The following is a 13753-nucleotide window of genomic DNA, read 5'->3' as shown; positions in this document are numbered from 1 at the left end:
TCGTCCTCCCTTTCGCTCAATGGTCGCGGGGCGATGCCCCGTTGACTCCTGTCTTTAGAAGCGCCCGCCGCCTCCGCGGCGACCGCCTGAAGACCTGCTGCTACTACTGCTGCTGCTCCGCCGCGAGCTCGAGGAGCTCGACGACGACCGGCTCGAGCTCGAGAAGCCGCTCCCGCCGCTCCTTCGCGTCGAGCCGCCAAAACCGCTCGACGATGACGAGCTGCCCCACCCTGAGGAGCCGCCGCCGGATGCAGCCGAAGAACCGCCCGAGTAGGTCGGGCCCGGAACGATCACCGGCATCCCGCCGCCGCCCGATGGCGCGGCATCTCCCTGCGCGTAGCGGAGCGCGGATTCGGCGTACTGCTGCGCCGCCTGAGCTTCGGCAAGCGCCGCTGCAGGATCGGTGGCGAGGAGCTGCTCGCCCTTCTGCAGACGGCTCCGTGCTTCGGCGAGGCTCGAGCGCGCCTGCGTGCCCACGGCGCCGCCGCGGGTGCCGATATACGACTCGGCCGACTGGATGCGGTCACGCGCGGTGGTGAACGCCGCCTGCGCGGATGCGCGTGCCGCCTCGGCCTTCTGCGCCGCATCGCGCGCTTCCGCAAGCGCTGCGTCGAGCTGGCCAGCAACCTCCCGGACCTTGGCGAGGTGAGCGGGCGGGTCGAACGGCGGTGAGCCGAGCGCGCCGCGTGCCGCAGCCGCTGCCGAGCGGGCCGCCGCCACGATTGCCGCGTAGCGGGCCGCGTCGGCCGCCTCCGCGCCGGCAGCCGCACCCTCGAGCCGCGTGCACTCGTCGCCGAGCGCAGCCTCCGCGGACTTCAGATTCTCGCCGGCCGCCGCAATCGCCGCGAGCAGCTGCTCCGCGGTTGCGGTCGCGTTCTCGGCCGAGCGGGCCGCGAGCGCTGCGGCGTTGCGGTCGCCCTTTGCGCTTGCTTCGGCTCCCTCGCCCGTCGCCTTGCGCGCTGCCTCGATGAGCGCAGCGGCCTCAGTGTCGTCGTCGGCCACATCGCCCAGCGCGCTCTCCAGATACCGGGTCTTGAGCTGCGCGAGCTTGTCCTTCGCTTCGGGCAGCCCAGCCTCGACCTTCGCGAGCCGATCGCCGAGCGCAGCGATGACCTCATCGGCGCGTCCCGCCAGGTCGCGCAAGTGCGAGAAGCCGTCGGCCTTCTCGTCGAGCCGGGCATCTGCTGCACCCGCGAGCGCGATGATCTTCTGCAGCATGCCGCGACGCGTGGCCTCGTCCTCCGGCTCGGAGTCGAATACCTGCTGCTGGATGCGGAACGCCTCGGCGACCTCCGTCTTGGATTCGTCGAGCGCCGCACGATACTCCTTGATCGCGGCATCGCCGAACTCGGCCTCCGCAAAGCCGAGCTCCTGCTCGGAGGCGCGGAGCGCCTCATCGACATCCACGAGCAGCTTACCGGCAGTGGTCTCGAGCTCCTTGGTGCTGGGCTCGCCCTGCGCGCCGCCCGTGCCAGCGCCCTTGCCGCCCTTCTTGTGCTTGAAGAAGAATGCGGCGGCCGCAGCGAGCGCTGCCGCCAGAATGCCCGGTAGCAGGCAGCACCACAGCGAACCGCCGCCACTGTCGCCGTCGGTCGTGGTCGTCACCACGCCATCGTCGGCGGCCTGCGCGTCGAGCGCGTCCGCGTACCCCTCGGCTGCGGCGATCGCCGCACCGGCCCAATCATCGTCGCTGAGGGCGGGCTCGATGTCGTCGGCGGCCACCTCGCTGAGTTCGCTATCGCTCAGTGGGAAGTCCGCGTCCACCGACCACGCGTATTCGCGGTCCGTGACCGCGACAGCAAGGAGGATGTCGTTCATGCCGAGACCGTTGATCTCCGCAGTCTCGTGAGCCCAATCCTGGGCGTCGTAGGAGTCGAACGTCTCGACGAAGACCACGAACAGCTGAACGCTGTGGTCGCTCTCGAGCTGCTCGAGCGCCTCTTCAACGCTGTCGGCAGAATCGCCGAGCACGCGCGCGTCGTCGGTGAGAAGACCCGCGTCGAGCTTGAGCGGCGGCGCCGCAAGCGCCACCGTGGCCGTTGCCAGCCACACCACCAGGAGCATGCAGGTCGTACACAGGAAGCGCTGTCGTTGCCGCAAGCCGGACCACCTCCGCCGCCGGGGAATACACGCATCGTACCGTGCGTGTTGCTCGATTGGTACCCATCGGCGCCGTCGCCGGAACGGCGCGGGCACACTAGCCTTTGAGCATTCCGATGAGGTCGGTGACCGGCATGGCCGGGAGCGTCTCGATCCGGATCGAGCCACGCGCTCCCAACTCAAGCGAAGCACGCGTCACGGTCTCGGTGTCCGGTGCCTCAACGATGTTCACGAAGTCCACGCGTCCCAGTGTGGCGAACTGCTGGACGACCTTCACGCCCATGGCTGCGAGCTCGTCGTTCACCTCAAGGATGTGTCCCGGATGCTCCTTCACGGTCCGCGCACCCTGGTCGGTCAGTCGCGACAACATGATGTAGGTCGCCATACCACATCTCCCCCCTCGTTCACGGATGTCGTTCTCTCTCAGATGGGTACCCGAGCGCCGGTCCGCCGAATCCGCATCTGCCCGGGTGGACACACTCACGATGTGACGCGACCGGGGTTACGTCCGGGTGCGCTTCATCGCAGTTCCCCAGACGCCCGTTCGGGTATCGTCTAGGCGGGGTCCATATCGAGGGGAGATACGATGTCCAGGTACATGAACACGCTCAACACGGGGCGCTCGGCCGATGACGCGCAGCGCATCATCACCGAGTACCTGACCAGCGACGGCTTGGAGTACCGCGACGAACGCGGCGAGATGGTCTGGCGCAAGGGCACGGGCGCGCTGACGTCTCCGCAATTCATCAAGACCGAGATCCTTCCCGATGGCAACGTGCACATCGAGGCCTGGATGGCGGGGGCTGCACTGATGCCCGGCGTCTACGGCGGAGAGCTCGACCCGATGGAGGGTGCCTACGGGTTCGCCATTAAGGCGGCGCTGAAGAAGCGCGTCCGCGAACTCGAGAGCCGGCTCGGTGGGACGCCCGTGGCATACACGCCACCACAGCAGGCGGCGGTGCCGGCCGGATGGTACGCGGATCCTGTCGGGCGGCACGAACAGCGCTACTGGGACGGGACCCGCTGGACCGGCGATGTAGCCGACGGCGGCACTGCATCCGTTGACGCAGAGGGCATCGCATAGGCCCGTTTTGTGCATCACATGTGAAAACGCGTCGGGCATGAGGTCCGGCGCTGTCGAGAGGAGTCTGCGTGTTCTGGGAAATCGCGGTTCCGGTCGTGTTGACCGTCATCGGCATACTGATCTCCGGCCTGCGCATCGCCAACGAGTACGAACGGGCGGTCGTGTTCCGGCTCGGGCGGCTCAAGGGGCTGAAGGGTCCCGGCCTGTACTGGCTCATCCCGCTCGGCATCGAGACACAGCGCAAGGTCGACCTCCGCACGAACACGGTGGACGTGGAGCGGCAGGAGACCATCACCAAGGACTCGGTCACTATCAAGGTGAACGCAGTGCTGTGGTTCAAGATCATGGACCCGGTCGCGTCGGTCGTGAACGTGGCCAACTACTACGCAGCCACCTATCAGATCGCACTCACGAGCATGCGCAACATCATCGGCCAGCACGATCTGGACGAGATCCTTCGCGAGCGCGACCAGATCTCGAAGATCCTGCAGGACGTGGTGGACAAGGCCACCGACCCGTGGGGCATCAAAGTCGAGATGGTCGAGATGAAGGACGTGGAGCTACCCGAGGGCATGCAGCGAGCGATGGCGCAGGAAGCACAGGCCATGCGCGAGAAGCGAGCGCGCCTCATCAAGGCAGACGCCGAGTTCGAGGCGTCCAAGAAGCTCACCGAGGCCTCCGCGCTCATGGCGGCCAACCCGATGTCGCTCGAACTCCGCCGCATGCAGATGATCACCGAGGTGGGTGCCGAGCAGAACACCACCACGATCGTGATGATGCCGAGCGAGTTCGTGTCCCTCGCCGGTACGCTCGCGGACAAGTTCAAGGCCGACGTCCCCACGCCAGCCGCCGAGGAGTAGCTCGATGCCACAGCGCACGATGAAGGCGATCGTGAAGCCCGGCCCCGAACCGGGGGTCAAACTCGTCGAGGTGCCCGTGCCGGGCGTGGGGCCGGGCGAACTCAAGATCGCCATCGAGAAAGTGGCGATCTGCGGCACCGACGTGCACATCTACGAGTGGAACGCGTGGGCGCGCAAGACGATCCACCCGCCGCAGATCCTCGGACACGAGTTCGTGGGCCACATCGCCGAGATCGGCGACGGCGTGAGCGGCTTTGCGCTCGGCGAGCGCGTCTCGGGCGAAGGCCACATCGTGTGCGGCGTGTGCCGCAGCTGCCGCGCGGGCAGGCGTCACCTGTGCACCAACACGGTAGGCGTGGGCGTGAATCGCGACGGCTGCTTCGCCGAGTACCTGGTGATCCCGGCCACGAACGCGTGGCACGTGGCCGAGTGCATCCCATCGCGCATCGCAGCGATCTTCGATCCGTTCGGCAACGCGACGCATGCCACCCTGTCGTTCGACCTCGTGGGTGAGGACGTGCTCATCACCGGCGCGGGTCCCATCGGGATCATCGCGGTGGCAATCGCGCGACATGTGGGCGCGCGCAACATCGTGATCAGCGACGTGAACGACTACCGGCTCGCGCTCGCGGCGAAGATGGGTGCCACGCGCACGGTGAACGTCACGCGCGAGTCGATCCCCGACGCGATGCACGAGCTCGGCATGGTCGGCTTCGACGTCGGATTCGAGATGAGCGGCAACGGCGAGGCGTTCGAGTCGATGCTCGAGAGCATGTACAACGGCGGGCGCATCGCGCTTCTCGGCATCGCGCCCGGGCCGGTCAGAATCGACTGGGACGAAGTGGTCTTCCGCGGCCTCACGATCAAGGGCATCTACGGACGGGAGATCTGGGAGACCTGGTACAAGATGCAGACGATGCTGCAGAGCGGCCTCGACATCGCACCCGTCATCACGCACGAACTGCCCTTCGAGGAGTACGAGGCGGGCTTCGCGGCCATGATCAGCGGCGAGAGCGGCAAGGTAGTCCTCGAAGTGGCGCCAGGAGCCGACGACGGGGAGTGCTAGAGGCACGGGGGCGGGAGGCACACGATGTTCGGTACGATGCGCGAAGCGCTGCAGGCTGAGATCGCGGGACTGCATGATGCGAGCCTCTACAAGACCGAGCGGGTGATCGTCTCACCGCAGGGACCCGTGATCCGGGTCGCCATGCCCGGCGAGAACGAGCCGCTCGAGGTGGTCAACTTCTGCGCCAACAACTACCTCGGTCTCGCCGACGACCCCCGCGTGGTGGCCGCCGCGCACGCAGCGCTCGACCGCTGGGGATTCGGTACGAGCTCGGTGCGTTTCATCTGCGGCACCTTCGCCGTGCACAAAGAGCTCGAGTACCGAATCTCGCAGTTCCTCGGCACGGATGACACGATCCTCTACTCGTCGTGCTTCGACGCCAACGGCGGCTACTTCGAGCCGTTGTTCGGCCCTGAGGATGCGATCCTTGCCGATGCGCTCAACCACGCCTCCATGATCGACGGCGTGCGGCTCACCAAGGCGCGGCGGCTCATCTACCAGCACTCGGACATGGCTGATCTCGAGGCGAAGCTCGCCGAGGCGCACGACGCGCGGTATCGCGTGATCGCCACCGACGGCGTGTTCTCGATGGACGGCGACATCGCCGATCTTGCAGCCATCTGCGACCTGGCCGATCGCTACGACGCGCTCGTGATGGTGGACGACAGCCACGCCACCGGGTTCGTCGGACCCACCGGCCGGGGTACGCCCGAGCTCTGCGGCGTGGCCAACCGCGTGGACGTGATCACTACCACCTTCGGCAAGGCGCTCGGTGGCGCGTCGGGCGGGTGCGTGAGCGGGCGCGCCGAGATCGTGGAATGGCTGCGGCAGAAGAGCCGCCCCTACCTGTTCTCCAACACGCTCGCGCCGGTGGTGGCGGCCACCACGGTGGCGGTGCTCGGGCTCCTCTCCGAGACCACGGAGTTGCGCGACCGGCTCGAGCGAAGCACGCGCACATTCCGCGCACGGATGACCGAGGCCGGCTTCGACATCCGGCCCGGCGAGCACCCGATCGTGCCGGTGATGCTCTACGACGAGGCGCTATCACATCAGATGGCCGACGCGCTCCTCCACGAGGGCATCTACGTCATCGGCTTCAGCTACCCGGTCGTGCCGAAGGGCGCCGCGCGCATCCGCGTGCAGGTCTCGGCTGCGCACACCGACGCGCAGCTCGACGCCGCGGTGGAGGCCTTCATCCGCGTGGGGACAAGGATGGGCGTGATAGGCGCGTGAGCCGTCGGTGGCCGATCGCGATCGCGCTCGGCCTCTCCGCGGCCGTGGCAAGCGAAGCGGCGAGCCGGTTCATCGCGCTCAGGTTCCCCGATCGTCCGTCCGCTCCGGACCTGTTCTACGACTGGCTGCCGCACACACCGGCTGCGAGCTACGTCACGCTGATCGCGATGACCGTGATGCTGGCACTGTTCCTCGCGCACGTGGTCCGCACGGCACCCGACCGGCTGCCCGAGTACCTGTGCGTGTTCGCGCTCATGTACCTGCTGCGCGCCCCGATGCTCGTGCTCACGCCGCTTGCGGCCGCCCGCGACGGATCGGCCATCCCGTTCCCGCTGTTCGTGAACACCCTGTTCCCCTCGGGCCACACCGCGCTCGCGTTGCTGATCGTGCTGTTCACCGACGCCGGACGTACGCCACGCCTGCGCACCGTGCAGGCGTGGCTCCTCGGCGTGGTGATCGTGACGATGCTGTTCTCGCGCGGCCACTACTCGATCGACATCGTCGGCGGGCTGCTCTTGGGCTACTTCGTAAGCCGCGAGTGGGCGGAGGGGCAGCTGTTCGGACGGCTCCGCCGGGCGGTGACGGCGCCGACGACCGCTCGTTGAGCGCTAGTCGAAGAACTGATCGCCGAGGGTGCCGAGCGCCTCTTTGATCGCGGCGATAACGCGCTCATCGCTCTCTTCGGCGAGCGCATCGAGCAGGTAGCCTTGCGCGTCAGGCACGCCCGTCGCGGCAAGCAGCTTGCAGAGCGTCACGCGCTCTTCAGACGAGGTCGACGCCTCAAGCATGTGCCCGAGCTCGTGTGCGTATTCAGTCCCCGCCATGCCGTCACCCCGCATCCGGCCCTGCCGCCAGAACCTCGGCGGATGCATCTTGCGCGTACTGCTTGAAGTTATCGGCGAACATGCCCGCGAGCTTTCGCGCCGTCTCGTCGTACGCGGCGCCGTCGGCCCACGTCGAACGCGCATCGAGGACCTCGGCAGACACCCCGCGCGCCTCGTGAGGGACGAGCACCTTGAAGATCGGGTGCGGCGTGAAGCCGGACTGCGCGAGTGAGCCATCGAGCGCCGCGGACAGCAACGCTCGCGTGAGGCCGATCTCCATGCGGTGGCCGACTCCGTACGACCCGCCGGTCCACCCCGTGTTCACGAGCCAGCAGTCGGTCTCGTGCCAGGCCAGACGCTCGGCCAGCATCGTCGCGTAGCGCGTTGCGGGCAGCGGCATGAACGGCGCGCCGAAGCAGGTGGAGAACACCGGTCGCGGCTCGTTCACGCCCACCTCGGTGCCGGCGACCTTGCTCGTGTACCCCGACAAGAAGTGGTAGCTCGCCATCTCGGGCGTGAGCTTCGAGATCGGGGGCAGCACGCCGAAGGCATCACACGTGAGGAAGAAGACGTTGCGCGGGTGATCGCCCACCCCGCCGAGGACCGCCCCGGGGATGTGGTCGATCGGGTACGTGGCGCGCGTGTTCTCGGTGAGGAAGTCCGAGTCGTAGTCGATCGCACGCGTCTGCGGATCCACGATCACGTTCTCGAGGATCGAGCCGAAACGGATCGCGTTGTAGATCTGCGGCTCGGCGTCCTGCGAGAGGTGGATCGTCTTGGCGTAGCAGCCGCCCTCGAAGTTGAAGACGCTGTGGTCGCTCCAGCCGTGCTCGTCATCGCCGATGAGCCGGCGCGACGGATCGGCCGAAAGCGTGGTCTTGCCGGTGCCCGAGAGGCCGAAGAACAGCGCCACATCGCCCGACTCGCCCGTATTCGCCGAGCAGTGCATGGGGAGCACGTTTCGCTGCGGCAGGAGATAGTTCATGACCGTGAAGATGGCCTTCTTCATCTCGCCGCCGTACATGCTGCCGAGGATGAGGACGATCTTGCGCGTGAAGCTGATACCCACGAACACCGAACTGCGGGTGCCGTCGAAGTCCGCGCTTGCGCGAAGCGGGCCGCAGTTGATCACAGTGAAGCCCGGCACGAAATCCTCGAGCTCGATCTGCGTGGGACGCACGAACAGCGTGTTGGCGAACAGCGCGTGCCAGGTGGCGTCCGCCACCACCCGGATGGGCAGACGGTAGGTACGCTCGGCGCCCGAGAAGCCGTCGAAGATGTAGAGGTCGCGGTCGTGCAGGTAGCCGCGCGCCTTGTCGAGGAGACGGTCGAAGAGGGCAGGCTTGCACGGGATGTTGATGTCGCCCCAGCAGACGAGGTCGGTGGCCTCGGCGGCATCCACAATGAAGCGGTCCTCTGGCGAGCGGCCCGAGGGCTCGCCGGTCTTCACGACCATGGCGCCGTTGGCGGCCAGGATGCCCTCGCCGCGCGCGAGCGAGCGCGCGATGAGCTCCGCGGGCGGCAGGTTGCGGTGCACCGCACCCGTACCCGCGAGGCCGAGTTCCGCAAGTTGCGTGCGGATGGCGTCGCCAGGATGTGCACTCGCCGTCATCTTGAGTCCCCGATCCTCGATCCCCAGGCTAATCCCGCGCGGGGACTACCGTACCAGAATCCGACATCGGGTTCCGATGCCGCCGTACGGCCAGGAGTGCCAGGTCGTCGCGAAGCTTGCCGCCGCTGAAGGCGAGCACGGTGGTCAGCACGCCGTCGATCATCTCGCGTGGCTCTCGGCCGTGCATCGTAGCAAGGAGCTTGTGGAGCCGCTCCTCTCCAAAGAAGTCATCGCCGCTTCGTGCCTCGGTCAGACCATCGGTATAGAGGAAGAGTACGTCATCGGGGCCCAGCCGCACTTCGGCCTCTCCGAACACGACCCCTTCGAACGCCCCCAGGATCGGCCCCGTGTTGGACAGCAGGGTCAGCGCTCCCGAGGGAACGATCACCGCCGCCGCAGGATGACCAGCGCTCGCATAGAGCAGCCGCCCGTCCCGGATGTCCAGGATGCCGAAGAAGAGAGTCACGAACGACTCGGCCGGGGTCGCCCGAAAGACCACGTTGTTGGCGAGGGTGAGGATTCGATCGGGAGCCTTGCCAGGTTCGTTGGCGTGCGCACGGATCGTGTTCTTTGCCAGCGACGTAAGCACGGCGGCGTTCAGGCCCTTGCCCGCCACGTCCCCGATTGTTATGCCGACGTGGTCGCTGTCGAGCGGGAAGACATCGTAGAAGTCCCCGCCCACACGGGAGGCACCGGTAGCCGCGTCGTACGCGTGTGCAAACTCGACGCCCGGCACGCTGCCGGGAAGGGCGAGCAGCGCCTCCTGCAGGCGGTCGGCGATGAGGTGCTCGTTCTCGTACAGCCGGGCGTTGTTGAGCGCAACCGACATGGCGGCACTCATCCGTTCCGCGGAACGGTAATCGTCTTCGTCGAAGGTCTGCGGGCTCGCGTATGCGAGTGCGAGGACGTTGGTGACCTGACCCTGGGTCATCAGCGGAAGCAGCTGGAAGGCGCGCATCTCGCGCGGCACGACGAACTCCTTGTTCGTTCGTGGGTCGTTCCAGTTGTCCTCGACGAGGACGGGCGCCCTCCGCGTGGCGGCGAGTGCGAACGCCGGGTAGAACGACGCGGGCTTCGGGACGCCCACCAGATCATCGGACACGTTCCTGACATGGGTGATCGCAAAATCGCCCCCGCGCACGTCGATCACCAATGACTTGTCCGCGCCCGCGACCTCGGAGACCTCCCCGACAAGTCGCGCCAGCACATTCTCGGCCGTGAGCGCGGAAAGGAGGATCTCGTTGACCGTAGCGAGCGTCTCGGAGAGTCTGGCCGCATGCCGTGCCTCGTGGAAGAGCCGCGCGTTGTTGAGCGCGAGCGACAACGAGGCCGCGATCTTCGCAGCGAAGTCGACTGCGTAGTCGTCGAACTCGCCGGGGCCCGTGAGATAGCCGAAGGAGAGTGCGCCCATCGTGAGTCCGGGAACCGAGAGTGGCGCGACAAGCGCCGACTGGACACCGAGCGACTCCGCCAGCGTGGACCTCGGCGTGGACGGCTCGATGCGGATCGCCGCGGGAGAGCCCGAACGAGCTACCAGCGTGGCGGTCGGAAACTCCTCGTCGGAGTACGTTGCGCTCTTCAGAGACTCGGGCAGACCGTACACCTCGGCCAGCCTCCATCGTCCGTCGGTTCCGAGGAGAGCCGCCGAGACGAACTCGGAGCCGATCGCGGTGGCGAGTTCAGGGAGAATCTGCGCCAGGATCTTGCCGGTGTCGAGATCGGAGTGGATCACGTCGTTCAGCCGGTTGATCGCGTCACTGAAGGCGTGCTCACGGACGCTGTGGGTCACATCACGCAGCGAGAACGCGAACCCCTGCAGTGCACCGCTGTCGTCCTTGACGGGGCTGAGGCTCCAGTCCCAGTACGTGATGCCGCGCCAGGGCTGACCGGGAAACTCGAAAGGCTTGGCGCGGCACTCCGCGGCCTCGCCGGAGTCCCGCGCACGGCGGAAGATCGCCTCATTCTCCTCGTTCGGGAAGAGCTCGAAGTGACCCTTGCCTATCAGCTCGTTCGCTTCGTGCCCCGAGCCACGCGCGTAGGCGGAGTTCACCGCCACGAAATTGAACTCGGTATCCAGGTACGCGAGACACGTCTCGGTGTTCTCCATGATCGCCTGCAAGACGCCACGTTCGGTGACCAGCTGCCGCGCCGACCGGACCTGGGTGTCGAGCGCCTCCTGCAACTCGGCCTCGGCATGCGCGCGCTCGACGTTGGTGTAGCTCAGCTGCGAGATCATGCTTGAGAGGTTCGTGAGGAACCGGAGCCCTGTCTCCACGGTCTCGCGGCTCAGTCGGGAAACGGATTCGATCGCCGCGATGTACTCTGGCTCGCTGAACCCGTACCGACGCGCCTGTTCGCGAAAGAACACGAGGTCGACGGTCTCGTCCTCGAAGAAGAACTGCCCGGTGAACAGGTTGCCCACCCGTCGGTTCCCGACGAAGATCGGGGTGGCCGCATCCCACATCCCGTTCCGGCACTTGTAGAGCTTCACCTCACCGACGGGAATCTCGGCGGTGAGGACGGTGTCGCTCGCCACGCAGTGGGCGCGTGTCTGCTCGTTCACCCGGTGGAAGTGAGTGCACGCCTCCTGCCACCCCGCCCCGACGACCACCGCCCCGTCCAGATCGATGAGCGCCATCGGGATGTGGGTGATCGTGTTGAAGTCATCCATCATCGACTGGAGCATCGGCACGTCGACGAGGGCGGCAAGTCCCGGCACCGCGTCCGGCTGTCCGCGCATAGTCCCGTCGAGATCCTGGCGTCGGCCCACTGTAGCTCCCCTTACGTGGCCCATCCTCCCTGTTTGATGCCCGTTTCCGCCTCACTCCACCGACTTCAGCGACTCCACCATGTCGATGCGGCGCAGCTTTGGCGCCATGGCGAGGTTCACGGTGCGGGCGCGGCGCAGGGGGTCGGGCGTGCGGGAGGCGCGCTAGCGCCAGAGCCGTGGGGGCGCGAGCCACTCCAGTACACCGCGCCGAAGCGACCCCGGGTCCAGCTTCACGCGCGCAAGCCCCGCCTTGCGGAGAACGAACTGCCCGCCGCCTACGATCTGCGAGAGCACCACCGACATCGACGGCTCATGCCCGACCAGCATCACGGCCGTCGCGTCGATGTACGGCTCCAGCATCTCCGCGAGCGCGGGGGCGTTGAACGCAAGCGGCTCAAGGCGCCTGTCAGGAACGGGCAGCAGCCCATCGCCCAGTACGTCGCAGATCATCGTCGCGGTACGAAGCGCGCGCTCGTAGGGGCTGGTGAGGACGACCTCGGTGCCGATGCCCAGGGCTTCGATGCGAGCCGCTACGTCAGCGACGGCCCTCATCCCGTCGGCGGACAGCGGTCTCAAGTCGTCCGGGCCACTCCATTCCTCGCGGCTGAGCGCAGGCCCATGCCGCAGCATGTACAGGTTCATGACGGCACTCCTCGGTTCATCACGACACTTTGTGCCCTACTCCGCGGCGCGGGCCCCGCCCCGCAGGGGCCGGACCCGCGCCTGGAGGTGTAGCCAGCCGGACTGCTCAGGAGTCCGGCTGGCCGGCGGATCATCCGCTACTGCTCGATCAGCCCGAAGCACACCTCGGCGATCTCGGTGTTGTCGATGTAGCGTCCGCGAACCGGATCGACCTCATCGGACTCCACCTTGAACTGGCGTGCTGCGGAACCCTTGGCGAAGAACGGGATGAGGGCGTTCGTGTGGTCACCGGAGTTCCACTGCACTCCCGGCATTGTGGCGACGCCCAGGTTCACAACGGGTATCCACACCGGACCGGAGGCGAACTGACCCGAGCCGGGGCCGGTGAGGTAGCCGGTCTCGTGGTCGCCGGTCACGATCAGCAGCGTCTCGCCCCAGTTGGAGTTCTCCTCGACCCAGGTGTTGACGGCCTGGAAGGCGGCTACGAAGTCGGCCTGCTCCTCGAGCATACGACCGCTCTGGTTGGCATGGCCGGCCCAGTCCACTGCGCCACCCTCGATCATGAGGACGAATCCGTCCTCATCGTTGTCGAGCACGTTGAGCGCGCCCTCTGTCATCTCGGTGAGCGTGGGCACACCGGGCGTGAAGGCTACGGCGTACGCAGCCGCCGAGCCGTCGCCCGGACGAGCCTGCTGAAGCGTGGTGTAGGTCTGCGGGACGCCGCACACGCGCTCCGGCGTCTCGCCCTCGGCAAGCGCGAGGAACTCGTCGCGCGACTGGATGAGGGTCCACGCGTCACCCGTGCCGTCGCCGTCAGCGTCCGCACACGGCGTGCCGGTCGCGAGCGCGTTCCAGGCGTCCAGACCGATGTACTTGTAGCTTGCGGCTGACCGCGCGGCGCCGCTGTCGTAGTACCACGGGCTTCCCGCGCCCATGATCACATCGGTTGCCGAGCTGCGGACCATCTCATCGGCGATGGCCACGTAGTTGTTGCGGCTCACGTTGTGCGCGACGAAGCCTGCGGGGGTGGCGTGCGAGAACTCGACGCTTGAGACCACGCCCGTGGCCATGCCCTCGGCCTCGGCGGCCTGCATCATGTGCTCGATCGGCTGGCCGTCGACATCCACGCCGATGGCGCCGTTGTAGGTCTTCATGCCCGTCGACATCGCGGTGGCGGCCGCCGAAGAGTCGGTGGGGTTCTGCATCACGTAGTCGAACGAGGCCCAGGCGGCGGCGGGATCGTACGAGTCGCCGAGCGCGTACGTGCTCATGGCGGACTTGAACGGCATGCCCGCGAAGCTTCGGCCGGCCTGGCCGTAGAGGTAGTAGTCACCGGCGAGCATCTGGTTGTAGCCCATGCCGTCGGAGATCATCACGATGATGTTCTTGACCTTCGAGTTCTGTCGCTCGCCGCTGTCGCCTGCCGGCTTCGCGATGGCCGGCGTCGCGATCGAAGCGGTCAGCGCGACAACTACAAGGGCCGCGGACGCGCGCTTCATCGTACGTGCGAGATTCATTTCGAGTGCCCCTTGGGTTGGGACGGCGCAAGGGCCGTCGTCGTG

12 protein-coding genes are annotated in these 13753 nt (G+C 67.0%); 5 read left to right on the top strand and 7 right to left on the bottom strand.

The window, feature by feature from the left end:
• Positions 1–54: 54 nt before the first annotated feature.
• Positions 55–2100, bottom strand: coding sequence for a TPM domain-containing protein (locus Q7W51_02305; protein ID MDO8847205.1), 2046 nt, complete (start codon positions 2098–2100; stop codon positions 55–57).
• A 97-nt stretch (positions 2101–2197) separates the two neighbouring features.
• The gene (locus Q7W51_02300; protein MDO8847204.1) at positions 2198–2485 is read right to left on the bottom strand and encodes a GYD domain-containing protein; all 288 of its coding nucleotides are present in this window, start codon (positions 2483–2485) and stop codon (positions 2198–2200) included.
• 201 nt (positions 2486–2686) lie between these two features.
• On the opposite strand from Q7W51_02300, the gene Q7W51_02295 reads away from it, so the two are divergent.
• The 5 genes from Q7W51_02295 (at position 2687) to Q7W51_02275 (ending at position 6948) form a co-directional block, all read left to right on the top strand.
• A complete protein-coding gene (locus tag Q7W51_02295; protein ID MDO8847203.1) occupies positions 2687–3184 on the top strand; it encodes a DUF2510 domain-containing protein in 498 nt (165 codons plus the stop codon).
• Between the two features lie 68 nt (positions 3185–3252).
• A complete protein-coding gene (locus Q7W51_02290) occupies positions 3253–4044 on the top strand; it encodes a slipin family protein (protein MDO8847202.1) in 792 nt (263 codons plus the stop codon).
• Between the two features lie 19 nt (positions 4045–4063).
• The gene (gene tdh / locus Q7W51_02285; protein MDO8847201.1) at positions 4064–5110 is read left to right on the top strand and encodes an L-threonine 3-dehydrogenase; all 1047 of its coding nucleotides are present in this window, start codon (positions 4064–4066) and stop codon (positions 5108–5110) included.
• A 24-nt stretch (positions 5111–5134) separates the two neighbouring features.
• Positions 5135–6343 carry a glycine C-acetyltransferase gene (locus Q7W51_02280; GenBank protein MDO8847200.1) on the top strand — a complete coding sequence of 403 codons (1209 nt, stop codon included), beginning with the start codon at positions 5135–5137 and terminating at the stop codon, positions 6341–6343.
• Positions 6340–6948 carry a phosphatase PAP2-related protein gene (locus Q7W51_02275; GenBank protein ID MDO8847199.1) on the top strand — a complete coding sequence of 203 codons (609 nt, stop codon included), beginning with the start codon at positions 6340–6342 and terminating at the stop codon, positions 6946–6948. The genes Q7W51_02280 and Q7W51_02275 overlap by 4 nt, the downstream gene beginning before the upstream one ends.
• A 3-nt stretch (positions 6949–6951) precedes the next feature.
• On the opposite strand, the gene Q7W51_02270 is transcribed toward Q7W51_02275, so the two are convergent.
• The 5 genes from Q7W51_02270 to Q7W51_02250 form a co-directional block, all read right to left on the bottom strand.
• Positions 6952–7167, bottom strand: a complete 216-nt coding sequence (locus Q7W51_02270; protein ID MDO8847198.1) for a hypothetical protein — start codon at positions 7165–7167, stop codon at positions 6952–6954.
• A gap of 4 nt (positions 7168–7171) precedes the next feature.
• Positions 7172–8779, bottom strand: a complete 1608-nt coding sequence (gene pckA / locus Q7W51_02265) for a phosphoenolpyruvate carboxykinase (ATP) (GenBank protein ID MDO8847197.1) — start codon at positions 8777–8779, stop codon at positions 7172–7174.
• A 28-nt stretch (positions 8780–8807) separates the two neighbouring features.
• Positions 8808–11549 carry a SpoIIE family protein phosphatase gene (locus Q7W51_02260; GenBank protein ID MDO8847196.1) on the bottom strand — a complete coding sequence of 914 codons (2742 nt, stop codon included), beginning with the start codon at positions 11547–11549 and terminating at the stop codon, positions 8808–8810.
• Between the two features lie 162 nt (positions 11550–11711).
• Positions 11712–12191, bottom strand: coding sequence for a histidine phosphatase family protein (locus Q7W51_02255; protein MDO8847195.1), 480 nt, complete (start codon positions 12189–12191; stop codon positions 11712–11714).
• Between the two features lie 137 nt (positions 12192–12328).
• The gene (locus Q7W51_02250) at positions 12329–13708 is read right to left on the bottom strand and encodes an alkaline phosphatase (GenBank protein ID MDO8847194.1); all 1380 of its coding nucleotides are present in this window, start codon (positions 13706–13708) and stop codon (positions 12329–12331) included.
• Between the last annotated feature and the right edge of the window lie 45 nt (positions 13709–13753).

Source organism: Coriobacteriia bacterium, from assembly GCA_030652115.1.
Lineage (GTDB): Bacteria > Actinomycetota > Coriobacteriia > Anaerosomatales > Anaerosomataceae > UBA6100.
The sequence above is the reverse complement of the archived record's forward strand: the minus strand, read 5'-3'. Positions and strand labels throughout refer to the sequence as shown.

What these genes read in the sequence shown, in the direction of transcription:
- Q7W51_02300 (MDO8847204.1), bottom strand. Translation starts at nt 2,485, where the DNA reads ATGGCGACCTACATCATGTTGTCGCGACTGACCGACCAGGGTGCGCGG.
- Q7W51_02250 (MDO8847194.1), bottom strand. Translation starts at nt 13,708, where the DNA reads ATGAATCTCGCACGTACGATGAAGCGCGCGTCCGCGGCCCTTGTAGTT.
- Q7W51_02295 (MDO8847203.1), top strand. Translation starts at nt 2,687, where the DNA reads ATGTCCAGGTACATGAACACGCTCAACACGGGGCGCTCGGCCGATGAC.
- tdh (MDO8847201.1), top strand. Translation starts at nt 4,064, where the DNA reads ATGAAGGCGATCGTGAAGCCCGGCCCCGAACCGGGGGTCAAACTCGTC.
- Q7W51_02280 (MDO8847200.1), top strand. Translation starts at nt 5,135, where the DNA reads ATGTTCGGTACGATGCGCGAAGCGCTGCAGGCTGAGATCGCGGGACTG.
- Q7W51_02255 (MDO8847195.1), bottom strand. Translation starts at nt 12,191, where the DNA reads ATGAACCTGTACATGCTGCGGCATGGGCCTGCGCTCAGCCGCGAGGAA.
- pckA (MDO8847197.1), bottom strand. Translation starts at nt 8,779, where the DNA reads ATGACGGCGAGTGCACATCCTGGCGACGCCATCCGCACGCAACTTGCG.
- Q7W51_02270 (MDO8847198.1), bottom strand. Translation starts at nt 7,167, where the DNA reads ATGGCGGGGACTGAATACGCACACGAGCTCGGGCACATGCTTGAGGCG.